Source organism: Mesorhizobium ciceri biovar biserrulae WSM1271 (assembly GCF_000185905.1).
GTDB classification, from domain to species: Bacteria; Pseudomonadota; Alphaproteobacteria; order Rhizobiales; family Rhizobiaceae; genus Mesorhizobium; species Mesorhizobium ciceri.
In genome coordinates this window covers 5,145,245-5,169,314 of the sequence record NC_014923.1, presented here as the reverse complement: position 1 = coordinate 5,169,314, position 24,070 = coordinate 5,145,245, and the positions used below count along the sequence as shown (strand labels likewise).

The 24,070-nt window shown below is 62.4% G+C and carries 23 protein-coding genes; 8 read left to right on the top strand and 15 right to left on the bottom strand.

Going from position 1 to position 24,070, the window contains the following annotated elements; all coding sequences use genetic code 11:
- Window positions 1-2 precede the first annotated feature (2 nt).
- Both MESCI_RS25145 and rnhA read left to right on the top strand, forming a co-directional pair.
- Window positions 3-965, top strand: a complete 963-nt coding sequence (locus MESCI_RS25145; RefSeq protein WP_013532770.1) for a homoserine kinase — start codon at window positions 3-5, stop codon at window positions 963-965.
- A gap of 4 nt (window positions 966-969) precedes the next feature.
- Window positions 970-1,500, top strand: coding sequence for a ribonuclease HI (gene rnhA / locus MESCI_RS25140; RefSeq protein WP_013532769.1), 531 nt, complete (start codon window positions 970-972; stop codon window positions 1,498-1,500).
- A 132-nt stretch (window positions 1,501-1,632) separates the two neighbouring features.
- On the opposite strand, the gene MESCI_RS25135 is transcribed toward rnhA, so the two are convergent.
- The 3 genes from MESCI_RS25135 to MESCI_RS25125 form a co-directional block, all read right to left on the bottom strand.
- On the bottom strand, window positions 1,633-2,109 hold the full coding sequence (locus tag MESCI_RS25135; RefSeq protein WP_013532768.1) for a DUF2938 domain-containing protein: 477 nt from the start codon (window positions 2,107-2,109) through the stop codon (window positions 1,633-1,635).
- Between the two features lie 72 nt (window positions 2,110-2,181).
- The gene (locus MESCI_RS25130; protein WP_013532767.1) at window positions 2,182-2,664 is read right to left on the bottom strand and encodes a peroxiredoxin; all 483 of its coding nucleotides are present in this window, start codon (window positions 2,662-2,664) and stop codon (window positions 2,182-2,184) included.
- Window positions 2,665-2,749: 85 nt separating this feature from the next.
- Window positions 2,750-3,556, bottom strand: coding sequence for a protein-disulfide reductase DsbD domain-containing protein (locus MESCI_RS25125; RefSeq protein ID WP_013532766.1), 807 nt, complete (start codon window positions 3,554-3,556; stop codon window positions 2,750-2,752).
- A 170-nt stretch (window positions 3,557-3,726) separates the two neighbouring features.
- Between MESCI_RS25125 and MESCI_RS25120 the strand changes: the two genes are divergently transcribed.
- Window positions 3,727-4,335, top strand: a complete 609-nt coding sequence (locus MESCI_RS25120; RefSeq protein WP_013532765.1) for a YqgE/AlgH family protein — start codon at window positions 3,727-3,729, stop codon at window positions 4,333-4,335.
- 5 nt (window positions 4,336-4,340) lie between these two features.
- Here MESCI_RS25120 and MESCI_RS25115 read toward each other — a convergent pair whose 3' ends face one another.
- Genes MESCI_RS25115 through MESCI_RS33100 form a run of 5 tightly spaced genes read right to left on the bottom strand, consistent with a single transcriptional unit; the run spans window position 4,341 to window position 10,679 of the window.
- On the bottom strand, window positions 4,341-7,229 hold the full coding sequence (locus MESCI_RS25115; protein ID WP_013532764.1) for an EAL domain-containing protein: 2,889 nt from the start codon (window positions 7,227-7,229) through the stop codon (window positions 4,341-4,343).
- A gap of 3 nt (window positions 7,230-7,232) precedes the next feature.
- The gene (locus MESCI_RS25110; protein WP_013532763.1) at window positions 7,233-7,829 is read right to left on the bottom strand and encodes a GNAT family N-acetyltransferase; all 597 of its coding nucleotides are present in this window, start codon (window positions 7,827-7,829) and stop codon (window positions 7,233-7,235) included.
- 15 nt (window positions 7,830-7,844) lie between these two features.
- A complete protein-coding gene (locus MESCI_RS25105) occupies window positions 7,845-9,137 on the bottom strand; it encodes a M16 family metallopeptidase (protein WP_013532762.1) in 1,293 nt (430 codons plus the stop codon).
- Between the two features lie 14 nt (window positions 9,138-9,151).
- On the bottom strand, window positions 9,152-10,549 hold the full coding sequence (thrC, locus tag MESCI_RS25100) for a threonine synthase (RefSeq protein ID WP_013532761.1): 1,398 nt from the start codon (window positions 10,547-10,549) through the stop codon (window positions 9,152-9,154).
- Between the two features lies 1 nt (window position 10,550).
- Window positions 10,551-10,679 (bottom strand): hypothetical protein, encoded by a 129-nt coding sequence (locus MESCI_RS33100; protein WP_263499029.1) that lies wholly within the window; start codon window positions 10,677-10,679, stop codon window positions 10,551-10,553.
- On the opposite strand from MESCI_RS33100, the gene MESCI_RS25095 reads away from it, so the two are divergent.
- Entirely contained in the window at window positions 10,678-11,409 is a 732-nt protein-coding gene (locus MESCI_RS25095) for a hypothetical protein (protein WP_013532760.1), read from the top strand. The genes MESCI_RS33100 and MESCI_RS25095 overlap by 2 nt on opposite strands.
- A 42-nt stretch (window positions 11,410-11,451) precedes the next feature.
- Here the strand turns inward: MESCI_RS25095 and MESCI_RS25090 are convergent, their stop codons facing one another.
- Window positions 11,452-12,138 (bottom strand): HAD family hydrolase, encoded by a 687-nt coding sequence (locus MESCI_RS25090; protein ID WP_013532759.1) that lies wholly within the window; start codon window positions 12,136-12,138, stop codon window positions 11,452-11,454.
- A gap of 175 nt (window positions 12,139-12,313) precedes the next feature.
- On the opposite strand from MESCI_RS25090, the gene MESCI_RS25085 reads away from it, so the two are divergent.
- A complete protein-coding gene (locus MESCI_RS25085; RefSeq protein ID WP_013532758.1) occupies window positions 12,314-13,447 on the top strand; it encodes a site-specific DNA-methyltransferase in 1,134 nt (377 codons plus the stop codon).
- A gap of 66 nt (window positions 13,448-13,513) precedes the next feature.
- Here the strand turns inward: MESCI_RS25085 and MESCI_RS25080 are convergent, their stop codons facing one another.
- Both MESCI_RS25080 and mutY read right to left on the bottom strand, forming a co-directional pair.
- Window positions 13,514-14,125 (bottom strand): HAD family hydrolase, encoded by a 612-nt coding sequence (locus MESCI_RS25080; RefSeq protein WP_013532757.1) that lies wholly within the window; start codon window positions 14,123-14,125, stop codon window positions 13,514-13,516.
- Window positions 14,118-15,323 (bottom strand): A/G-specific adenine glycosylase, encoded by a 1,206-nt coding sequence (gene mutY / locus MESCI_RS25075; protein WP_013532756.1) that lies wholly within the window; start codon window positions 15,321-15,323, stop codon window positions 14,118-14,120. The genes MESCI_RS25080 and mutY overlap by 8 nt, the downstream gene beginning before the upstream one ends.
- 53 nt (window positions 15,324-15,376) lie before the next feature.
- Between mutY and MESCI_RS25070 the strand changes: the two genes are divergently transcribed.
- The 3 genes from MESCI_RS25070 (at window position 15,377) to smc (ending at window position 20,351) form a co-directional block, all read left to right on the top strand.
- Window positions 15,377-15,877 (top strand): DUF721 domain-containing protein, encoded by a 501-nt coding sequence (locus MESCI_RS25070; protein ID WP_013532755.1) that lies wholly within the window; start codon window positions 15,377-15,379, stop codon window positions 15,875-15,877.
- Between the two features lie 163 nt (window positions 15,878-16,040).
- Window positions 16,041-16,784 carry a DsbA family protein gene (locus MESCI_RS25065; RefSeq protein WP_013532754.1) on the top strand — a complete coding sequence of 248 codons (744 nt, stop codon included), beginning with the start codon at window positions 16,041-16,043 and terminating at the stop codon, window positions 16,782-16,784.
- A 105-nt stretch (window positions 16,785-16,889) separates the two neighbouring features.
- Window positions 16,890-20,351: a chromosome segregation protein SMC gene (smc, locus tag MESCI_RS25060; RefSeq protein ID WP_013532753.1), complete on the top strand. Its 3,462-nt coding sequence runs from the start codon at window positions 16,890-16,892 to the stop codon at window positions 20,349-20,351.
- 263 nt (window positions 20,352-20,614) lie between these two features.
- Here the strand turns inward: smc and MESCI_RS25055 are convergent, their stop codons facing one another.
- The 4 genes from MESCI_RS25055 to MESCI_RS25040 all read right to left on the bottom strand — a co-directional run bounded on the left by MESCI_RS25055 (window position 20,615) and on the right by MESCI_RS25040 (window position 23,631).
- A complete protein-coding gene (locus MESCI_RS25055; protein ID WP_082826424.1) occupies window positions 20,615-20,830 on the bottom strand; it encodes a hypothetical protein in 216 nt (71 codons plus the stop codon).
- Between the two features lie 180 nt (window positions 20,831-21,010).
- Entirely contained in the window at window positions 21,011-21,379 is a 369-nt protein-coding gene (locus MESCI_RS25050) for a VanZ family protein (RefSeq protein ID WP_013532752.1), read from the bottom strand.
- A 92-nt stretch (window positions 21,380-21,471) separates the two neighbouring features.
- Complete coding sequence (locus MESCI_RS25045) at window positions 21,472-22,353, bottom strand: hypothetical protein (protein WP_013532751.1); 882 nt, start codon at window positions 22,351-22,353, stop codon at window positions 21,472-21,474.
- Between the two features lie 75 nt (window positions 22,354-22,428).
- Entirely contained in the window at window positions 22,429-23,631 is a 1,203-nt protein-coding gene (locus tag MESCI_RS25040; RefSeq protein WP_244514274.1) for an alpha-2,8-polysialyltransferase family protein, read from the bottom strand.
- Between the last annotated feature and the right edge of the window lie 439 nt (window positions 23,632-24,070).

Below are 24,070 nucleotides of genomic sequence, written 5' to 3'. Positions count from 1 at the left end.
ACATGGCGGTCTACACTGACGTCGCGGAAGGCGAACTCGGCGCATTCCTGAAGCACTATCCGGTCGGCGATCTCCTGTCCTACAAGGGCATCGCCGAAGGCACCGAGAACTCGAACTTCCTGCTGCACACCTCGAGCGGCTCCTACATCCTGACGCTCTATGAGAAACGCGTCGAGAAGGCGGATCTGCCGTTTTTCCTCGGGCTGATGGGCCATCTCTCCTACAAGGGCGTGTCCTGCCCGCTGCCGGTGACCGCCCATGACGGCAGCGTCATCGGCACGCTCGCCGGCCGGCCGGCGGTCATCATCACCTTCCTGGAAGGGCTTTCGTTGCGGCGGCCCACAGCCACGCATTGTGCCGAGGTCGGCAAGGCGTTGGCGCAATTGCATCTGGCCGGCGCCGATTTTTCGATGACGCGTCCGAATGCCCTGGCCATCGACGGCTGGCGCAAGCTCTGGGACGCAGCGCGCGACCGCGCCGACGAGGTCGAGCCGGGCCTAGCGGCCGAGGTTGATGCCGACTTTGCCGATTTTGAGCGCAACTGGCCCAAAGACCTGCCGCAAGGCATCATTCATGCCGATCTTTTCCCGGACAACGTTTTCTTCCTCGGCGAAAAGCTCTCCGGCCTGATCGACTTCTATTTCGCCTGCGACGACCTCTATGCCTACGATGTCGCCACCTGCCTCAACGCCTGGTGCTTCGAGAAGGATTTTTCCTTCAACCTGACCAAGGGCAAGGCGCTGCTCGCCGGCTACCAGAGCGTCCGGCCCCTGAGCGATCAGGAAAAGGCTGCGCTGCCGATGCTGGCGCGCGGTTCGGCGTTGCGCTTCATGCTGACCCGGCTATACGACTGGCTGACCGTCCCCGATGGCGGGCTGGTGATGAAACGCGATCCGACCGAATACATCAGAAGGATGCGGTTCCACCGGGCGATCAAATCTCCTTCGGAATATGGATTGGCCTGATATCATGAGCAAACAGGTTGAGATCTTCACCGACGGCGCTTGTTCGGGCAATCCCGGCCCTGGCGGCTGGGGCGCGATCCTGCGCTTCAACGGCACCACCAAGGAGCTTTCCGGCGGTGAGGCCGAGACGACCAACAACCGGATGGAACTGTTGGCCGCTATTTCGGCGCTGAACGCGCTGAAGGAACCGTGCACGGTCGAGCTTCACACTGACAGCAAATACGTCATGGACGGCATTTCCAAGTGGATCCACGGCTGGAAGAAGAACGGCTGGAAGACCGCCGACAAGAAGCCTGTCAAGAACGGTGAACTCTGGCAGGCGCTCGACGAGGCCAACAAGCGCCACAAGGTCACCTGGAACTGGGTCAAGGGCCATGACGGCCATGTCGAGAACGAGCGCGCCGACGAACTCGCGCGCGAAGGCATGGCGCCGTTCAAGAAAGGCCCGTTCAAGCCTGCAGCAGCGCCAAAGCCTGCTGCGCCGGCAAAACAGCCGGCAGTCGCGAAGGTGCGGCGCTCGACCCAGAGCTATTGAATTCAGGAGCGGCGCGGCTCGGGTACGAAGAAGCGGATCAGCCAGCGGGCGGCGGCAACTACTACGATATCGGCGCGCATTCCGTTGTCTACGGCTGGCAGCCGATCGACAGGCCGACACAGCCGTAAGCGCTTATCGTATCAGCAGCGCCGTGCCCCAAAGCCCAAGTGCGAACACCGTGTGCGACACCAGGTTCAGCGCCCGGATCCGCATCGGGTTGGGCCGCTTCGAGGCGGCCCAGCCGGCGCCCATGCCGGGTGCCAGCAGGAACCAGCCGGCGCCGACGGTGACAATGCCGAGGATGAAGGCCGGCAGAAATGTCGGCGCGGCAAGCCAGCCCGCTCCGGCCAGCACCACCAGGATGATGCCGTAGATGATGCCGACAAAATAGTGAAAGGCCCAACCCAGCGCCTTTTCATGCGCGTATGGTGCTGTATCGCCGATATCGTCGTGAAAGACCTTGTCACGGAGATGCCAGACCCAGCGGCCGACCGGCCCCCAGTTCGGCCGTGGCTGGCCGAACGCCTTGTGCAGGAAGATGGCCCAGAGATCCATCAGCACGGTGGCGCCGACGCCGATCGCGATAGCGCGCCAGAAGATGTCAAACATCGCTAGGATCCCCCCAAAGCAAGCCATGAACCACAAGCGCCATCGCCGTTGCGGCCGAAGGCGCACTGAAGTTCAGAGCTGTCCCAGAATATGGGCCGCGCCGGACTCGTCGACACCGGGCTTGGTCTCGACATTGAGCGCGGTGACCTTGCCGTCGTCGACGATCATCGAAAATCGTTTCGAACGCAGCCCCATGCCGCTGGCGGAAAGGTCATTGTCAAGGCCCACTGCCTTGGCGAAATCGCCACTGCCGTCGGCCAGGAACAGGATCTTGCTCTCGCCGCCGGTGAAGCGCGCCCAGGCGCCCATGACATGGACGTCATTGACCGAAACGACGGCGATGGTGTCGACGCCGCGCGCCAGGATGGCGTCATGGTTCTCGAGATAGCCGGGCAAGTGGTTGTTGCTGCAGGTCGGCGTGAAGGCGCCGGGAACTCCAAACAGAACGACCTTTTTGCCCGGGAAGATCTCGGCCCCGGTGATCGGCTTGGCGCCGTCGTCGGTCATCGTCTTGAAGGTCACGTCAGGCAGCTTGTCGCCAACGGAAATGGTCATGGATTCCTCGCTTGGGAAAATGGGGAAGGACGTGTCTTTGCGTAGCGAACCCAACGGCTTCCTGCAACCGTTGCGATGGGCTGGATCAAGGGAAAGGCAGAACCCCTTCGACAGCGCCCGCCGCACTCGTCAGCGTATAGTGAAGCCCGCCATCGGTCGGCGTCGTCGAGGGGCGGTCGAGGATCGGCACGGTGAAAATCAGCTTGCCGTCCTTTTCGCTGCGGGCCGGGGTGCCGAACATGTAGTCCCGCTCGCCGGCAACGAAGAAGTCCGCCGCCGCCGGATCGCCGGGAAAGCTCGCCTCGACAATCAGCGTCTCATGGTCGCCCGGCAGCACATTGATGCCGAAATCGGACCTCGCGGGCGCAGGCAGTGCCGTAAAACTCGCCTTCACCAGCGCCGCGTCCTCGGCATTGTCCGGATCGGAGGCGGGGTCGACGGTCAGCCGCGTCTGCACCGGAATGCAGATCGTTTCGCAGATGCCGAGAAAGATGTCGGCATCGATCACCGCCGGCTGGTTCGGCGTCGCCAGCGTGAATGTCACCGGCAGAGAGACCGGATAGTTGTAGCCCGCCCATTTGCCATAGCCGTCGTCATGGCGCTGCGGCGCCGGAAACGACAGAGCGGCGTCGGCGATGTTGGTGCTGGCCGAAATGTCGAGTTGCGGCGGCACGCCCGCGTCTCCCGGATCGCGCCAATATGTCTTCCAGCCGGGCTTGAGCGCTATGTCGAGAACGCCCTGTATGCGGCCGGCATCGTCGGCTTTGCCTGATGTAACCAGCCGGACCTTGCCGCCTTCGCTGTTGTACCACGCCGACGAAGAGGCGGCGGCGGGAAGAGCGGTGGCCGATCCGATGGCGGCGCCGAGCAGCAGGATTTTCAAGGTTCGCATGGCGGTGATTTGATCGTCCGTTCGTGGCCGCGCAATGATTTCATGGCCTTGCCGGTATCATATTTGCGTGACTTCGAGGGAGAAGAATGTTCGAGCCGCCGCCACAGGCTTTGGTCGAATCCAGCACGGCGCATCTTTTCGACGCTTTGGAAACGCGTTACGCTCCCTTCATGGACTTGTTGCGCCACAAGAAGACGGTCGCCAGTCGCGGCTTTCTCGACGATCAGTTCCTGATTGCCATGCCCGGCATGAAGGACGACCGTTTCACGCGCTCGGTCATCTATGTCTGCGCCCATTCCGATGAAGGCGCCATGGGCCTGATCATCAACCAGACGCAGCAGATGCTGTTTCCGGACTTGCTCGTGCAACTGGGCATCATGAACGAGCAGGAGGCAATCCGCTTGCCGGCTCAGGCCCGCGATTTCGTCGTGCGCAATGGCGGCCCCGTGGATCGCAGCCGGGGCTTCGTCCTGCATTCGGGCGACTATCGGGTGGAATCGTCGCTGACCGTTTCCGACGACATCTGCCTGACGGCGACCGTCGACATATTGCGCGCCATATCGTCCGGCCGCGGACCCCGTCATGCGCTGATGGCGCTCGGCTATTCCGGCTGGGGCGCCGGCCAGCTGGAGACCGAGATCGCAGAAAATGGCTGGCTGACCTGTCCGGCCAGTGCCGAGCTTCTGTTCGACACCGATATCGAGCGCAAATACGACCGGATCCTCGCCTCGATCGGTATCGACCTCGCCCATCTCAGCTTGGCGGCCGGACACGCCTGATCCGTTTACGCTTGCGTCAGCGGATACTGCTCTTTCAGCGTCTTCAGCACCTGGTCGCCCGGCATCGGCGCGCCGAACATGAAGCTCTGGACATATTCGCAGCCCATCTGGCGCAGTTCCAGCGCGTCGCTCTCGTCCGAAATGCCCTCGGCGACGACGGACAGGCCGAGTTCATGCGCCATGTTGACCATCGATTTCAGCAGCACCGCGCGCTTGGGCGTGTTGTCGTCGACGAAGCTCTTGTCGATCTTGATGGTGTCGAAGGGGAAACGCGTCAGATAGGCCAATGAGGAATAGCCGGTGCCGAAATCGTCCAGCGACAGGCCGATGCCGAGCTGCTTCAGCTTGGTCAGCACATGGGCGGTCTGCTCGGGATTGTCCATGACAAGCGATTCGGTGAGTTCGAGCCGGAAGCAGCGCGGCTTCAGGTTGGCCCGAGCGATGACCGAGCGGACGTCGCTGACCAGGTCGCGGCGGATCAACTGGCGGCTGGACAGATTCACCGAGACCGACAGCGGCGCGTCGCCGATCTGCTTTTGCCAGCTGGCGAGGTCTTCCGCCGCTTGCTGCATGGCAAACAGGCCGAGCTGCACGATCAGGCCGCAGCTTTCGGCGACCGGGATGAAATCCGCCGGCGGGATCATGCCGCGGCGCGGGTGGTCCCAGCGCAGCAGCGCCTCGAAGCCGGCGACGCTGCCGTCCTCGAGCCGCACGATCGGCTGGTAGGCAAGGGTGAATTCGCGTCGCTCGATGGCGCGGCGCAGGTCGGATTCGAACTGCAGCCTGTCGGTGCCGACAGTGCGGAAAGCCGGACGGAACGGCTCGATCCTGTCGCCGCCGAAGCGCTTGGCCTGATGCATGGCAAGCTCGGCATCCTTGACCATGTCCTCGGCCGACATCTGTGGCGAATTCCAGGTGATCAATCCGATCGAGGCGGTCAGCACGATCTCGCGCTTGGCAAAGGTGATCGGATTGTTGATGGCATGCTTGATGGCATCCGCCACGGCGGCGATGCGGGCCGGGTCCTGTTCGGACAACAGCATCAGCGCGAACTGGTCGCCGGCAAAGCGCGACAGCGAGTCCTTCGGCTTGAGCAGCCGGTGCAGGCGACGCGCGATGGTCAAGAGGATGGTGTCGCCGGCCGAGATGCCGAGCCCGTCATTGACCTGCTTGAAACGGTCGATGTCGATGACGAAGACGGTCGGACGCACCTTCTCTTCGGTGCGCGCGATCGAGATGATCGCTTCCAGCCGGTTCATCAAAAGTTCGCGGTTCGGCAGGCCGGTCAGGTTGTCGTGCACGGCATCGTGCAGCAGCCTTTCCTCGGACTTTTTCTGCTCCGTCACGTCGACCATGGTGCCGACGCAGCGGATGACCTCTCCATCGGATCCGATGACCGGGCGCGCACGCAGCGAGAACCAGTGATAGTGGCCGTCAGCGCCGCGCAGTCGGAAGTTCTGCGACACCCGGCCGCGCCGGTGCTCGAGCACGACGTCGAGCGTCGTGCGGAACGTGTCGCGGTCGTCGGCATGCAGCACCGGCAGCCAGTTACGCGCCGCACCGCCGAGGCTGTTCGGCGCCAGCCCGAGTTGGATGCTGACATCGGGCTTGGTGACGACGCGGTCGCGCAGCACGTCCCAGTCCCATACCGTGTCGCCCGATCCGGCGACGGCAAGCGCCTGCCGCTCCAGATCGGAGAACAGGCCCTGATGCAGCGCGCCGCCGGCAAAGGCATGCTGCATGACAGTGAAGCCGATCAGCAGGATGATCAGGATCAGCCCGCCGCCCAGGGCCGGCTGGGCGATGTCGTTGTCGAGCATGCCGGTGATCGCCATCCACGATCCGCATAGCCACAACAGCACCATGACCCAACTGGGCACCAGCATGATCGCACGATCATAACCACGAATCCCGAGGAAGATGATCAGGCCAAGCCCCGTCAGTGCGGTGGCGGCGAAGGACAGCCTGGCGATGCCGGCGGCGACCGCGGGATCGACGATCGCGACGCCGGCGATCAGCACCAGCCCGAGTATCCAGACCAGCGCGCCATAACTGAAATGGCCGTGCCATCGGTTGAGGTTGAGATAGGCGAACAGGAACACCACGAAGGTTCCCGCCAGTGCCACCTCCGTCCCCGCCCGCCACATCTGCTCATTGCCGGGCGAGATCTCGATGACCTTGTTGAGGAAGCCGAAATCGACGCAGATATAGGCCAGTACCGCCCAGGCAAGCGCGGCGGTCGCGGGGAACATCGAGGTCCCCTTGACCACGAAAAGGATGGTCAGGAACAGCGCCAGCAGGCCCGCAATGCCGATGACGATGCCGCGAAACAGCGTGTAGGAATTGACCGAGTCCTTGTAGGATTCGGGATCCCAGAGGTAGACCTGCGGCAGCTTCGGCGAGGCCAGTTCGGCGATGAAGGTGATCACCGTGCCGGGGTTCAGCGTCACCCGGAAAACGTCGGCGTCGGGACTGGTCTGGCGGTCGAGCGCGAAGCCTTCGCTGGGCGTGATGGCAGCGATGCGGGTCGAGCCCAGATCCGGCCAGAAGATGCCGGAATTCACCAGGCGGAAATGCGGTGCGACGATCAGCCGGTCGAGCTGCTGGTCGGTGGTGTTGGCGAGCGCGAAGACAGCCCAGTCGCCGGTCGAACGGGCATCATTGGCCTCGACCTCGATGCGCCGCACGATGCCGTCCGGACCCGGCGCGGTCGACACCTGGAAATTCTCGCCCTGGTTGCGGTAGATCTCGACGGCGCCGGAAAGGTCGAGCGCGACGTCGTCGCGGGCGATCTTGATCGGCTCGACGGCGAAGGCCGACGATGCCGCCCACAGCGTCAGGAGTGTCGCGAGGACAATGGCGAACAGCGGCCCGTTGCGCAGGAATTTCGTCAAAAATCAGTCCTTCGTTCCAACGCCCGGCGGATCGTCCGCGATCCGGGCGTAGAGGTAGTGGTCCTGCCAGATGCCGTTGATCCTGAGATAGGATCGCAGCAGTCCTTCGCGCCGAAATCCGGCTTTTTCAAGCACGCGGATCGACCTGATATTGTCGGGAATACAGGCCGCTTCGATCCGGTGCAACCTCAGCGTATCGAAGGCGAAGCGGGTCACCACCTTGACCGCGTCGGTCATCAGGCCGCGGCCGCCGAAGCGCTCGCCGATCCAGTAGCCGACATGGCCGCTTTGCGAGACGCCATGGCGTATGTTGCCGAGCGTGATGCCGCCGGCAAGCTTGCCGCTGCTCCTCTCGAAGATAAAGAAGGCGATAGCGGTTCCCTGAGCATAATCCTCGCGGTAGCGGCTGATGCGCAGCCGCCATGCGTTGCGGTCGAGTTCATCGGGAGTCCAGCGTGGCTCCCATGGTTCGAGGAAGGCGCGGCTTTCCCCGCGCACCGCCGCCCACTCGCGATAGTCGTTGGTGAACGGCACGCGCAGCGTGACACGGTCGCCCTTCAGTGCCGGCAGGTCACGGCGAAAGAAAGGGAGCGCGAACATGGCGCTTTGAGGGGCTTAGACGGCGAGCTTGCGGGCCGCGGTCTGCGTGCCCGCGAGCGATTCGAGAATCGCCTCGTAGGGCGCCAGTGTGCCCACAGGCCCGACAGCGGTAAGCGTCGGCTTGGTCGAGAACAAACGCGACGATAGATCGGTCAGCCGCTCGATCGTCAGCGCCGACAGCCGTTCCATCAGTTCCTCCTTGGCGATCGGCCGGCCGAACAGAAGCAGTTGCCGTGCGATCTGCGAAGCGCGGCTGGCCGGGCTTTCGGCTGACATGATCAGTCCGGCGCGATATTGGGCGCGCGCCCGGTCGAGTTCTTCCTGCAGGATCTTCTCACCGGCCTTCTGCAGTTCGTCGATGATGACAGGCACCAGTTCGGCGATGTCGCTCTGGCCGGTCGCTGCATGGACGCCGAAGACGCCGGTGTCGGAAAAGCCCCAATGGAAGGCATAGACCGAGTAACACAGGCCGCGCTTCTCGCGGACCTCCTGGAACAGGCGCGACGACATGCCGCCGCCGAGGATCATCGACAGCACCTGCGAGGCGTAGAAGTCGCGCACATGATAGGCCCGGCCTTCGAACCCCAGCACGATCTGCGCGTCCATCAGGTCGCGGTCCTCGCGAAAATCGCCGCCGACATATTGCGCATATTGCGGGATGGTGCTGTCGGCCTTGCTGCGGAAGCCGCCGAGCTGCTTTTCGACCTCGCGCACGAAATTGTCATGCTTGATGTCGCCGGCGGCGACAATCACCATGCGCTCGGCGCCATATTGCCGCTCTATGAAGTCGTGAAGTTGTTTCGAGGTGAAGGACTTGACCGTTTCGGGCGTGCCGAGAATGGAGCGCCCAATCGTCTGATGGCGATAGGCGGTTTCCGTGAAACGGTCGAAGACGATGTCGTCGGGCGTGTCGTGCGCGGCGCCGATCTCCTGCAGGATCACATGCTGTTCGCGTTCGAGTTCCTGCGGGTCGAATTCGGACTCCTGCAGGATGTCGGCAAGAATGTCGACGGCCAGCGGCACGTCGTCGGAGAGCACCCTGGCATAGTAGGAGGTGGTCTCGACGCTGGTGGCGGCGTTGATTTCGCCGCCGACGTCCTCGATCTCCGAGGCGATTTCGAAGGCGCTCCGCCTTTTCGTGCCCTTGAACGCCATGTGCTCGAGCAGATGGGCCATGCCATGCTCGTCGTCACGTTCATTGCGGGCACCCGACTTGACCCAGGCACCAAGGGCAACCGATTCGATGCTTTGAAGGGTTTCGGTGGCGACTGTCAGGCCGTTCGACAGACGGCTTACCTCAACACCCATATGGCTACTACTCCCTAACGCGCCGCCCGCGCGCGGCGGCCGACGTAATCTTCCACCATTTTCAGGTCGGATGGAAGTACCGTGTATTTTTCCTCCGATGTCATCAACCCACCTAGCCACGCGGGCAGTGCGGGCGACACGCCGCTGGCGGCTTCGACGGCGGCCGGGAATTTTGCCGGGTGCGCTGTACCCAGCACCACCATCGGCACGGCGCCTGACGCCTTGCCTGCGGCGACATGCACGGCTGCCGCAGTGTGCGGATCGAGCAGATAGTTGCTGGTCGCGAGCGTCGAGCGGATGGTGGCGGCGACCTCGTCCATATCAGCGCGGCCGGCGTCGAATTCGGACCGCATCCCGGCAATTTGGTGGGGTTCGATGGTGAAAGCACCGGACTGCTTCAGGCCGTCCATGTAGCGCCGCACGGTCGCGGCGTCACGGCCGGAGGCCTCGAACAGCAAGCGTTCGAAATTCGACGACACCTGGATATCCATCGACGGCGACGTGGTCGCAAAGACGCCCTTGGTGCGGTATTCGCCGGTCGAAAAAGTGCGCGCCAGGATGTCGTTGTCATTGGTGGCAATGACCAGCCGATCGATCGGCAAGCCCATCTTCTTGGCGGCATAGCCGGCAAAGATATCGCCGAAATTGCCGGTCGGCACGGTGAAGGAAACCGGCCTGTCCGGCGCGCCGAGCGACAGCGCCGAGGAGAAATAATAGACGATCTGGGCCATGATGCGGGCCCAATTGATCGAATTGACGCCCGAAAGCGCCACCCGGTCGCGAAAGCCGTGATCGTTGAACATGTCCTTGAGCAGGCCCTGGCAATCGTCGAAATTGCCTTCGATCGCCAGCGCATGGACGTTTGCAGCCGTCGACGTCGTCATTTGCCGCTGCTGCACCGGCGAGACGCGGCCATGCGGGAAAAGGATGAAGATGTCGGTCCGGCTGCGACCGGCAAAGGCATCGATGGCCGCCCCGCCGGTATCGCCCGAGGTGGCGCCGACGATGGTGGCGTGCTGGTCGCGTTCGGCAAGCACATGGTCCATCAGCCGGGCCAGAAGCTGCATCGCCACGTCCTTGAAGGCGAGCGTCGGCCCGTGGAAGAGTTCCAGGACGAAGGTGTTGGGGCCGGTCTGCACCAGCGGGCAGACGGCCTCGTGGCGGAAGGTGGCATAGGCTTCGCGGACCAGCCGCTCGAAGACGGGCGCCGGGATTTCGCCGCCAAGGAACGGCGACAGCACGCGGATGGCAAGGTCGGGATAGGCAAGGTCGCGCATGGCGCGGATCTCGGCGGCGGAAAACTGTGGCCACTCGCGCGGCACGTAGAGCCCGCCGTCGCGCGCCAGCCCAGCCAGCACGGCGTCGGAAAATCCAAGAACGGGGGCTTCCCCGCGGGTACTCACATAGTGCATGTCACAATTCCGTTACTGCCTGGCTTTTTCCGTCCACCGCAAGGTGGTTAATTCTGCACTGGCTCAGTCGCATTTTTGCCGCGCGGTTGATATACGTCACCAGCTTTGCGAGAGGGAAGTGCAGTTTCATGGCGTTTCGTACATTCAGTGGTCGCTTTTTGGCGGGTCTTGCGCTCACCGGCTTTATGCTTGCCGCCGCCGGCTGCCAATCGGGCGACAATGGCATCCTGAACCTCGGCATCGGCAAGAAGGAGGACCCGACGGCGCCACCGCCGCCGCAGGATCCCAAGATCCTGGCCAGCCAGTTGCAGGCCTATTGTCCCAGGGTGACCGTGCGCGACGGCACGGCCTTCTTCAACACCTATTCCAGGGAAGCTCAGAAGCCCAAGCCCAGGATCAAGAAGACCGGCGATGCCGCGCAGGATGCCGCGGCCCAGGCCGAGGCTGACGCCGCTGCTGCAACGCCGCCCGACGATTCGGCCAATATCATCTACCAGGCGTCGGTCAGCGACGTGACACGCGACTGCAGCCGTGCCAACGGCCAGTTGGCGATGAAGATTGCGGTCGCCGGCAAGATTGTCCCCGGACCGAAGTTTTCTCCAGGCACGATCACCATGCCGATCCGAACGGCGGTGATGCACGGCACCCAGGTCCTCTATTCGCAGCTCCACCAGTATCAGGTCCAGGTCACCGATCCTTCCGTTGCCACGCAGTTCGTCTTCACCGATTCCAATGTCGTCGTGCCCGAGCCGACGGCCCAGGATTATCAGGCCTTTGCCGGCTATGACGAAACCGCGCATCAGGCAACGGCCAACAAGTCGAAGAAGACCCGCCGCAAGAGGGCTGCCGCGACGAACTAGGTCTCGGCAGTTGCATGAGGCGTGCGTCGCGGCGCACGCTTCTCAGGCGTCCGACCACTCCGACAGCGCGGCGATCACGCTTTTCAACTCTGCCCAGCGGCGGATCACCGTTTCGGCGCCGGCCTCGGTGAGCGCGTCGGCATGGCCGGGATAACTGTGTCCCGCGCCGGTGAAGCCGATCACCCGCATGCCCGCCGCCCTTGCGCCGTGGACGCCGTGCACGGAATCCTCGATGACGAAAGTGTTCGCCGGGTTGGCGTTGAGTTTCTCCGCCGCGAACAGGAACACGTCCGGCGCCGGTTTCGTTTTCGCGGTCGGTGTTTCCATCGCCGAAAAAATCCGGTCGGTGAAAAACGGCAGAAGATGCACCTTTTCCAGCATGAATTCGATCCTCTCGGAGCGTGAATTCGAGCAGACGCAGCGCGGCACGGTTACCGCGGCAACGGCCTCGCGCGCGCCATCGATGGCGCGGACGTCACTGCGCAGTTTGCGGTCGACCAATTGTTCCTCCCTGTCGATCAGAGAGGCTTGGAAGGGAATGCGGGACTTTTCCTCGACCCGCAGCATGATGTCCTTGAAGGTCAGGCCGGCATAGCTCTCCGAAATCTCCTCAGCCGATATCTCGTATCCGGCCAAGGTCAAAAGCTCGGCGTCGACGCGGGCGGCGATGATCTCGGAATCGACGAGCACGCCGTCGCAATCGAAGATGACAAGGTCTGGCTGGGGCATGGTGATCCGGACAATGGGAGGGCGAAGTGGCCTCGGAAGGCTCAGGCGGCGCGGCATACACCAACAGGGCCGCCTTCGCAAATTCGCCACACCAGTCCCTTGCCTTCACGGAATATTTACGCTGATCGGTAACCATAACCAGGAGTAAACAGTAACGCGTGCCTTGGGTGTCAGAATGTCTGCCGTGCGTCTTCTCGACGAGCTTTCCCACGCTCCCCAGCAATCCGAATGGCTGGACACGATCCTCAAGGGCGACTGCGTCGCCGCGCTAGACCGGCTGCCCGAAAAATCGATCGACGTCATCTTCGCCGATCCGCCCTACAATCTGCAGCTCGACGGCGACCTGCACCGCCCTGATCAGTCGAAGGTCGACGCCGTTGACGACGATTGGGACCAGTTCGAGAGTTTCGAGGCCTATGATGCTTTCACGCGTGCCTGGCTGCTGGCGGCGCGCCGGGTGCTGAAGCCCAACGGCACCATCTGGGTCATCGGCTCCTATCACAACATCTTCCGTGTCGGCGCCAAGATGCAGGATCTCGGCTTCTGGATCCTCAACGACGTCGTCTGGCGCAAGACCAACCCAATGCCGAATTTCCGCGGCCGCCGCTTCCAGAACGCGCATGAGACGATGATCTGGGCCACGCGCGACCAGAAGGGCAAGGGTTACACCTTCAACTACGAAGCCATGAAGGCGTCCAACGACGATATCCAGATGCGCTCCGACTGGCTGTTTCCGATCTGCACCGGCGGCGAGCGGCTGAAGAACGACAATGGCGACAAGCTGCACCCGACGCAGAAGCCGGAAGCGCTGCTTGCCCGCATCATGATGGCCTCGACCAAACCGGGCGACATCGTGCTCGATCCGTTCTTCGGCTCCGGCACCACCGGCGCGGTGGCCAAGCGCCTCGGCCGCCATTTCGTCGGCATCGAGCGCGAGCAGGCCTACATCGACGCCGCCAACGAGCGCATCGACGCGGTGCGGCCGCTGGATGGTGCCGATCTCACCGTTCTCACGGGCAAGCGCGCCGAGCCGCGCGTTGCCTTCGTCAGCCTGATCGACACCGGCCTGATGATGCCGGGTGCGACGCTCTACGATGCCAAGAAGCGCTGGGCGGCCAAGGTGCGGGCCGACGGCACGGTGGCGATCGGCGACAGCGCCGGTTCGATCCACAAGGTCGGCGCCGAAGTGCAGGGGCTGGATGCCTGCAACGGCTGGACCTTCTGGCATTATGAGCGCAGCGGTGGCCTGACCCCGATCGACGAGCTTCGCCGCATCGCGCGGCTCGGCATGGAGCGGGCAGGGGCCTGAGCCCCTGCCAATTGCTTCGAATGCCTTTGATTCAAAGGCTCAACGGATCGCGCGAAGCGATTCAAATCAGGCCTTGATTCCGAGACGTTCAAGGTCTGCTTGAAGCGTCCTTGCGTCGGTGAACAGCACCGATTGCCAGCCTGCCGCCTTGGCGCCGTCGACATTCTTCTGGCTGTCATCGATGAACAGCGTCGCGGCCGGTTCGAGGCCGAATGCGGCGACGTGGTGATCGTAGATGGCTCGGTCGGGCTTGATCTGGCGAATATCGGCCGACACCGTCACGCCGCGCGGACGATTGAGGAAATCGAAGCGCTCGCGGGCCTCGGCCAGCGTGTCGCTGGCGAAATTGGTCAGCATGGTCACGTCGTGGCCGCTCTCGATCAGACCGACCATGATGGCGACGCTGTCCTCATAGGCATGCGGCACCATCTCGTGCCAGTGGCGGCGGAAACCGCGGATGTTTTCCGCGTGATCGGGATGGTCCGCGATCAGCAGCGCCTCGGCCTCTTCCCAGGTCCGGCCGCGATCCTGCTCGATGTTCCAATCATGCGTGCAGACATTGTCGAAAAACCACTTTCTCTCTTCGGCATCCGGAATGAGGCGGCTGAACGGAATGTTGGGATCGTAGTGGATCAGCACGCGGCCGATATCGAAAACGATGTGGCGTATTTCAGTCATGGGGCCTCTTTGCACTGTGTGGCGACGGCTTTTTCGTCGCGCCGGGTATCGCAGCCTCGATTGCCTTTTTCATGACAGTCGGCAGCGCCTCGCCGGAAATCTCGTGAGCGAGCGACCAGAAATGCCCGTCTGGCGCATCACCTTTGATGTGAGCGTGAAAGACTTCGAGTTCGAGAGCGAAATGCGTGAAGACATGCGCAATGCGGCCCGCATGCCGCCAGTCGGCGGGAAACGGCGCGGCCGCTTGCGTGGTTGCCCCATCGATCCGCGCGGTCCAGCCTGTCGTCGGCACCTCGGTCATGCCGCCGAGCAAGCCCTTCTCGGCCCGTTTGCGCAGAAGGATGGCGCCGTCGGCCCGTACGGCGACAAAGGCCGCGCCGTGCCGCTGCGGCTTGTCGGCCTTGGGCAGGCGCACCGGGAAGTGCTCGGGATCGCCTGAAACGACCGCGTCGCAGTCTTCGCGCAGCGGGCACAGCATGCAGCGTGGCCGGCGTGGCGTACAGATGGTGGCGCCGAGATCCATCATCGCCTGGGCGAAGTCGCCAGGCCTTATCCCGGGCACCATGCGCTCGACATGGGCGCGGATCTCGGGCTTGGCTTCGCTGAGCGGGGTTGTGATCGAAAACAGCCGGGAGATGACACGTTCGACATTGCCGTCGACAACCGCGGCGGGGCGGTCGAAGGCAATCGCCGTGATGGCCGCCGACGTATAGGCGCCGATGCCGGGCAATTCTCTCAAACCAGTCTCCGTGTCGGGAAACCGGCCGCCACGCGCAGCCACAAGATCGGCACAGGCCTTGAGATTGCGGGCGCGGGAGTAGTAGCCGAGCCCGGCCCAGGCCTTCATCACGTCCTCCGCTGGCGTCGCGGCCAGCGCCTCGACATCGGGCCATTTCTCGACGAAAATCCGGAAATAGGCCTTCACTGCTTCGACGGTGGTCTGCTGCAGCATGACCTCGGAGAGCCAGATGCGGTAGGGATCAGGCCGCACGCCGCGTGCATGCTCACGGGGCGTGATGCGCCACGGCAATTCACGGTGATGCACATCATACCAGCCGAGCAGGCGGGATGCGATATCGTCGCTGACACCGGATGCAGCTGTGCTGCTATCTCCAGATGCAGCTATGCTGCTATCTGCGGATGTGGCTTTGCCACTATCCCAGGATGCGGTCTTGCGGGTCTGGTCTGCTGGTGCCATTGATCTTGTATTGGCCTGGCCGGTATCTGCTGGGTCGTCGCTGGAGGACGTACATGGCAGGGAGAACGCCCTACGGCAATCCCGTCCCGGTCAGCGATCTCGCGACCAGGATCCTCGATCCGGTGCTGCGCAAGCGGGCCGGCATTTCGATCGGCCTCGTCCAGTCATGGGACGAGATCGCCGGCCCACGGCTGGCCAGCCACTCGCGCCCCGAAAAAATCCAGTGGCCGCGCCGTATGCATGAGGACGATCCGTTCGAGCCGGCCGTGCTGGTCATTGCCTGCGAAGGCATGGCGGCACTTCATCTGCAGCACGAGACGGGCGAGATCATCAACCGGGTCAACGCCTTCCTCGGCTTCACCGCCATCAACCGCATCAGGATCCTGCAGAAGCCGGTGACAGCCGACAAAGGAAAGCGCAGACCGGCCCTGAGACCGCTGACCGCGGCTGAGAAGACGAAATTGTCGGGGACTGTCGGCCTGGTCGATAATGAAGGACTGCGCGCCTCGCTGGAGAAACTTGGCGCGACCATTATTGGGGAGAGAAAATCATAGGCGTCTTGAAGAAAGTCATGGATTCGTCGTCTATATCTCGCATTCGTGATCGCCCTTGTCAGGTTTCGCGATTGGATTGGGGATCGAGATGCCTTAATTCGCGCCAACTCTCGCCTTTTCGTGTCTTTGCATTGCAAAATCCAACCCTTGTCAGGTGATTCGTATGAACCGTCCCCCGTTTGGCCAAAGCTTGTCTCGCAGAAACGTCCTGTCTTCGCTGGCCGCCATTCCGGCGGTGGCCCTGCTCGCGGCCTGCAGCGACTCTGGCGAGGAGGCGAAGGCTGCGAATGTGAAGCCCGCTGAGCCGGCCGCTCCCGCAAAGCCGGCCACGCCGGCCGCCGCCACCGCGCCGGAAGCCCAGGGCACCGTGGACATGACGGAACTGATGAAGCCGGGCGCGCTGCCCGACAAGCAGCTTGGCAAGGACGACGCCAAGGTCACCATCGTCGAATACGCCTCGATGACCTGCCCGCATTGCGCGCATTTCGCCGAGACCACCTTTCCGGACCTGAAGACCAAGTACATCGACACCGGCAAGGTTCGCTACATCCTGCGCGAATTCCCGTTCGACCCGAGCGCCGAAGCCGGTTTTATGCTGGCGCGCTGCGCCAAGGATAACTATTACCCCATGGTCGACGTCCTGTTCCGGCAGCAGGCGAACTGGGTTGGCGTCCAGAATACCAAGGATGCGCTGCTGCAAATCTCGAAGCTCGCCGGTTTTACACAGGAGTCCTTCGAGGCCTGCTTGACGGACCAGAAACTTCTGGACGATGTGAGATCGGTCCAGAAGCGCGGCGCCAATGAATTCAAGGTCGACTCGACACCGACCTTCTTCATCAACGGTAAGACCTACAAGGGGGCGATGTCGATTGAGGAAATGTCGGCCATCATCGACCCTCTGCTCTGACGTCCAGTCAGCCCTGAGGCGGCGGCGCTTCGGCGTGCGCGGCTTCTCGTTGTGCTGCGAATTCCTTTCGCAAAACCACGGAAATCCGCTTAGCGGGCGGCGCGAATGAAGTTTTCGCGCCTTCGCCTCCTTGGTTTCAAATCTTTCGTCGAGCCTGGCGAGTTCGTCATCGAACGCGGCCTGACCGGCATTGTCGGGCCCAATGGCTGCGGCAAGTCGAACCTTGTCGAGGCGTTGCGCTGGGTGATGGGCGAAAGCTCCTACAAGAATATGCGCGCGTCCGGCATGGACGACGTCATCTTCTCCGGCTCGGGCACGCGTCCGGCGCGCAACACCGCCGAAGTGACGCTCTTCCTCGACAACAGCGACCGCTCGGCGCCCGCTGCCTTCAACGATGCCGACGAACTGCAGGTGTCGCGCCGCATCGAGCGCGAGGCCGGTTCGCTTTACCGTATCAACGGCAAGGAGGCCCGCGCCAAGGACGTGCAGCTTCTGTTCGCCGACCAGTCGACCGGTGCGCGTTCGCCGTCGATGGTCGGCCAGGGCCGCATCGGCGAACTGATCCAGGCCAAGCCCCAGGCACGCCGCGCCCTGCTCGAAGAGGCGGCAGGCATTTCCGGCCTGCACACCCGCCGCCACGAGGCAGAACTGCGGCTGAAGGCGGCCGAACAGAACCTGGAACGGCTGGACGACGTCGTCGGCGAGCTGGAAAGCCAGATCGAAAGCCTGAAGCGCCAGGCGCGCCAGGCGTCCCGCTTCAAGAACCTGTCGGCCGATATCCGCAAGGCAGAAGCGACGCTGTTGCATCTGCGCTGGACGCTGGCCAAAACCCAGGAAGGCGAGGCGCGATCGGCGCTGGCGGTTGCCACGGCACTGGTCGGCGACCGCGCCGCGGCCCAGATGGCCGCCGCCAGGGAGCAAGGCATAGGCGCCCATCGGCTGCCGGACCTGCGCGACGCGGAAGCCGCCGCCGCCGCTGCCTTCCAGCGCCTCTCGATCGCCAAGTCGCAGATCGAAGAGGAAGCCGGCCGCATCCGCGCCCGTCAGAGCGAACTCGAGCGCCGGCTGCAGCAGCTCGACGGCGATATCGCGCGTGAGGAGCGCATGGTCCGCGACAACGCGGACATTCTCGAGCGCCTGCGCGCCGAAGAGGCGGCACTCAATTCGGAAAATGCTGGTGCCGCCGAGCGCGAGGCCACCACCCGCGCGGCTTTCGAACAAGCGGCATCTACGCTTTCACAAAGCGAAGCCAAACTCGCCGCGCTGACTGCCGAGCGGGCCGAGGCTGCCGCCTCGCGCAACCAGATCGAACGGACGCTGCGCGATACCGCCGAGCGCCGCGACCGCTTCGCGCGTCAGCTTGCCGATGTCGACCGGGAATTGTCGGAGATACTCTCCAAGGTCGCTGGCCTGCCCGATCCGGCCGAGAAGCGGGTGCTGGTCGAACAGGCCATGGCGCTGCTGGAGGAGGCCGAGGCTGCCGTGTCCGAGGCCGAGCAGTCGGTCATCGATGCCCGCGCTGCCGAAAGCGCTGCCCGGCCACCGCTTCAGGATGCCAGGGCCGAGCTGGCAAGGATCGAAACCGAAGCGCGCACGCTGGCAAAAATCCTCAATGCCGCCAGCGGCGATCTCTTCCCGGCCGTGCTGGAGCAGATCAGCGTCGATCGCGGTTTCGAAACGGCGCTGGGTGCAGCCCTTGGCGAAGACCTCGACGTGCCGCTCGACCGCAGCGCGCCGGTGCATTGGGGCGAAGGCGCGATCCAACCCGGCGACGCGGCTCTGCCGGAAGGCGTGAAGAGCCTGGCCAGCGTGGTCCACGCGCCGGCACAGCTCGCCCGCCGCCTGGCGCAGATCGGTATCGTCGATGCCGCCGGCGATGGCCGCCGGTTGCAGCCGCTGCTTGCTCCCGGCCAGCGGCTGGTCAGCCGCGAGGGCGCGCTGTGGCGCTGGGACGGCTTTACCGCCAGTGCCGACGCGCCGACCGCCGCGGCGCAACGGCTGGCGCAGAAGAACCGGCTGGCTGAGCTCGATGCCGAGGCGATACAGGCGACGCTCGTCCTGCGCCAGGCCGAGGAGGCGCTGGGAGAGGCCGAACAGGCGCTCCGCCTGGCAAGCGAGGCCGAGCGCAACACGCGCCAGGCCGGTCGTGACGCACAGCATCGGCTGGACGCCGCCCGCAATGCACTGGCTGAGGCCGAGAGGGCCGGCGGCGAATTGCAGAGCCGGCGCGCAGCACTCGATGAAGCGCGCGCCCGCATCGTCGACAGCCATGAGGAGATTTCGGCCGCCTTCGCCGAGGCGGAAATGCTGCTGCAGGACGCGCCCGATCTTGGCGATCTGCAATTGCAGCTCGAACAGTCCTCGGCCAATGTCGCCCGCGACCGCGCCGCGCTTGCCGATGCGCGTGCGGTGCATGAGGGGCTGCGCCGCGAAGCCGAGGCGCGCGCGCGCCGGCTCGATGCCATTGGCGCCGAACGCAGCAATTGGCTGGAGCGGGCCGAAAACGCCTCGACGCAGATCGCCTCGCTTGGCGAACGCAAGGCCGAGGCCGAGGCCGAACGCGAGCGGCTGGCGGATGCGCCCGATGAAATCGACGCCAAGCGGCGCGCCCTGCTGTCGCAGCTCACCGAGGCCGAAACCTTGCGCAAGGCGGCGGCCGACCGTCTGCAGGAAGCGGAGAACCGGCAATCCGAACTGGACAAGGCCGCCACCGGCGCCATCCAGTTCCTGGCTGAGGCGCGCGAGAGCCGCGTTCGCGCCGAAGAGCGGCTGACCGCGGCCGACGAACGCCGGCTGGAGGTCGAGGCGCGCATCCAGGAAACGCTGAACACACCGCCGCATGTGGTTATTCGCCATACCGGTCTGGAGGCTGACAGCCCGATGCCTGAGATGCCCGAGATCGAGCGTCAGCTGGACCGGCTGAAGATCGAGCGCGAACGGCTGGGCGCCGTCAATCTGCGCGCAGAGGAAGAGCAGAAGGAGCTTTCCGACCGGCTGGAGGCGATCGTGTCGGAGCGCGAGGACATCATCGAGGCGATCCGCAAGCTCAGGCAGGCGATCCAGAGCCTCAACCGCGAAGGCCGCGAGCGGCTGCTTGCCGCCTTCGATGTCGTCAACGGCCATTTCCAGCGGCTGTTCTCGCATCTGTTCGGCGGCGGCACGGCGGAATTGCAGCTGATCGAATCCGACGATCCGCTCGAGGCCGGCCTCGAAATCCTGGCCCGCCCGCCCGGCAAGAAGCCGCAGACCATGACGCTGCTGTCGGGCGGCGAGCAGGCGTTGACGGCGATGTCGCTGATCTTCGCGGTGTTCCTGACCAATCCGGCGCCGATCTGCGTGCTCGACGAAGTCGACGCCCCGCTCGACGACCACAATGTCGAGCGCTTCTGCAACCTGATGGACGAAATGGCCGCCACCACCGAGACGCGCTTCGTCATCATCACCCACAATCCCATCACCATGGCGCGCATGAACCGGCTGTTCGGCGTCACCATGGCCGAACAGGGCGTCAGCCAATTGGTGTCGGTCGACCTGCAGGCGGCCGAGGCCATGCGCGAGGCAAGCTGACCCAGGTCAGCGCTGGCTGGAATGGGCCGCACCGGAGCAATTTCAGGAAAAGGGTGCAAGCGGTTCTCGCTCGGCAAAAAATGTCAGGGCCGCGGACTGTGCCTGTGCGAATGATGTTTGGCCGGGGACCAGACGAAATAGAGCGAGCCCAGTTTCAGCACAGGCACCCTGTGATCCCGCTCGCGATCACGCAGTTCCCGGTAGGTCTTCACCTTCAGTGTGCCCCCCGGCAATCTGATTCGCAAAGCCATGATGCATAGAGCTTACGTGCTTTCTCCAGACGATGGAAGATTCATTTCAAGTTCCTCATCAGTATTCGAGCTCCTGGAGGGGCGATCAGGAATTGTACTGGGCCACCAGATGACGAAATATTTGCCAAACTGCCAGACCGGGACTTCGCCCTTGTACTCTCGCCGCCGCAACTCATAACGTTGCTTGACCTTCAATACACCGCCCGGAAGCCTGATCTTGATCGTCATCGTCCCTCAATACTGATGGCGCACTTCCTGGGTGCCGCGCCCAAAATATCTGTCCGGCCAAGTTAGAAAAATCGCTCACTCTCGGATCGGATCGTTGCAATCCGATTTCGCTGAGTCAATGGAGCCGAGGGCGAACTCCTGTGGCTATCGGCGCCGTGCAGATAAGGCTTGAGAGCGGGCTCAACCTCTGCGCCGCAAGATCCAGTTCACACAGATCACGGCCACGAGGCCACATGCGATGCCGGCGCAATCGGCAAACCAGTCGAACACATCCAGATCGCGCCGTATCAGCGCCGTGCCCTGCAGGACCTCGATCGCCGCTCCAATCATGGCCAGGAAGACGATTAGTCTTGCTTTTCGATCGGGCCAGCCGAGCCCTCCAAGGAAAGTCATGACGGCAAAGGCGCTGGCGTGGTTCAGCTTGTCGGAACGGAAACCGATATCGATCCCGTACTCTTCAAGTCGGGGTATAGGCAGCAGTGCAAGGGCAAGAACAGCGGCAAGCGTGGCGAAAAAGGCGATCCGTTCGACGGCTGGATAAAATCTCATTCTGTTCCAATCTTTGCCTAGCCGCCGGGAAAGTCGAATCCGGCTCGGTATTGGCAGTTCAGGCTGAAACTCGGATCGACGGCGTTGTTCTTCTAAAGCCGCAATTTTTGCTTGAGCTTTTTCAGCCAGGTCTGTTCCGCCTCATCCTGATTTTGATGCGCCGGGACGTAGCGCGGCCGTATCTTTTTTCCTTTGATGTAGAATGGCTTTTCGACTTCTCCAACCAGATTGACGAAAAGCCGGGATTTGTTGGTGGGTTGGCGGACTGTGACGCCGTGGACCGATTCAATCGAGTTGATGAACAATACAAGAATGTTCTTGTCGTATTGAACTGTTTCGACGCATTCCAAATGGGTGTCGTCGACATAGGCATCATTGAAGAGTGTCGCTTTGGCTTTCAGCGTGGCGTATTTGGACTGGAAACGACTAATTGTCAGGTCCCCGCCAACGGCATCATAATCTTCCGGCCTCATATAAAACAGGCCAGAAAATAGCTTGTCGCCATTGTCGATGTGGCTTGTCCGCACCGAGCCGGCATTGGTCACCGGCGTGTTCCCGCTGAGCATCGCATCCATCAGTATGTCGCGTGTTGCATAGGTGTCACTAAACCTGATGCCCGCTTTCATATTCTTGAGGCGTTCATAATTGGGGTAATAATCAGGGTAAAGCTTGTGAATATCGTCATAGAACAGGTCGGCGACCTCGCCGAAAAATGCTTGCGATACATGGTAGGCGATAAAATCGCGCCATATTTGCGGCACGGCTTCGTTCGACCGAACGCGGTGGGCCTCATAATCCCACCTGGTGTTGTTGCGGCGTGTATCGATTTCGAGCGTTTCCGGAGCGGGAAACGTGCCGGCCAATTCCTGGTAGAGATCGAGGGGAAGGGCGTCAGGCAGGATGATGTGTGGAAACGGCTCCGATCGAACGTCGGCCTTGGTGGCTCGTTGAAGGACTGAAAGCGGCTTTGACATCGATGGTGTCCCAGATCGAGTTTGTCCGAATTTGGACAGCGAGGATCGTGTTCAACCTGTTCGGGTTACCGCCTTTCAACGGATCCCTTTCTGCGTCTCGTTCAAAGATTGGAGCGTTGAAAAGGGCTCCGCATGGGCTTTTACCATTTCGCTCATTAGAATATCCGCGCCAGTCATGAGGGGGACCAGGGTTTCCGCAAATGTGTATGTTTTGATGCCGTAAAGCCACTTCAGGTAAAGAAGGGCAGCTGACGTGCCGGAGACGCAGCCAACGATGTTCATTCGGGATACGACAAGCTCTATCGGATATATGTGTGGCAGGTTAGCTTCCATGATCCTGGTGTTGGCGTCGGCCGTCACATTGCCAACTGCATCCAGCAATTCGGGGAAGAAGGGCTTGCTTATTCTGGGATGTTCCTTCCAGACGACGTCGTATCCCCTCTCGACGATCTGCTCCGCAATTCGTCTATAGATCGCCGCCTCTTGCGCGTACGACATTATGCGGTTTCGCGACAATGCCTGGCCGAGCAGCAGGATCCGTGGGTTGGCTGACGCACGGCAATGTTCATCGCCGCCGGAAAGCGCATCCCTGCAGGCTTCACCTATTACGTCGCGCATCAGCGAAGCGCCGACCTGAAATCTTGGTACGTTCTCCAGTGCATCGTGAATGGGGATTTCGTGAAGCAAAGAATAAAACTTCGTCACCCGTCTCAGATGGTGTCTTTCTATCCTGTCGGCCGCTTTCCTCAATCGGAACGCCGGTGAAATTGTAGAGAGTCCTGCAATCAAGACCGCGGTGATGCGTCGTCGAAACCTTGTGCCCGGCGGCCGTGACATGGTTGCCATCTCGAATGGAAGGTATGACGTCAAGCCATCCTCATACAAAACGATCTTGGCTTCAGGGTATGAATCCAGCAGTATTTTTTCCGACGGCCGGTTAACGAAGCAGGCCCAGATTTCAGCTACGGAACTCGCGTCGAGACCAATTGTGTCTCGGATCAGACGATGGATCCGGAAAATTTGCAGTTGCCCATATTTACGCTCGGACGTCAGAAGGTCGTACGCCCATATGATCCGTCTCCAGGTCCATACTTTAGACGCAAGTTCAGCAAGACCGGTCTTGAAATGCTCGGAAACGCCGGCCGTTTCATAAAGCAGGAGATAGTCCTCATGCTCCTGATCCGCCGGGGAGCTTCCATCCATTGTTGATTGGCGAAGTGAGGCAACCAGGCTGAGCAATTGCCAGCTGCCAAAGACGCAGCATATTCGAGCTGGCAATTTAAGATCTCCAGATCGGATGGAAATAACGCTGCATGTTCCGCGATCTCAACCGCAAAATTGCTTCATATCCGACAGGCCGTGTGGCTCGGGGCGTCCCACCCGCTTCGTAATACTGCCTATCGCGTCGGTAGGAAATATCTTTCAGACGGCGGGTCTAACGTCCAAGACAGGCTAGAGTTCCGCACAATAGGCAGGCGAATTCACTTCAACTGAGCGGCAGAGACCTGTCGAGATCCGGCAATAGCACCCGGTGCGGCAGACCGCTCATGCGGTCGTCTTGCTGCTTCGGGTCCCTCTCGGCACCAAGAGCACGAATTCTCCCGGTTCTCGGGAAGGTCGTTGCCCGGGAAAGCGGGTTTCGCTTCCCCCAGTCAAAAGTAAGCTCCAGCCATGAACCGGAGCTAGATGATGACAGAGGCAGAAACCAGAATGTTTC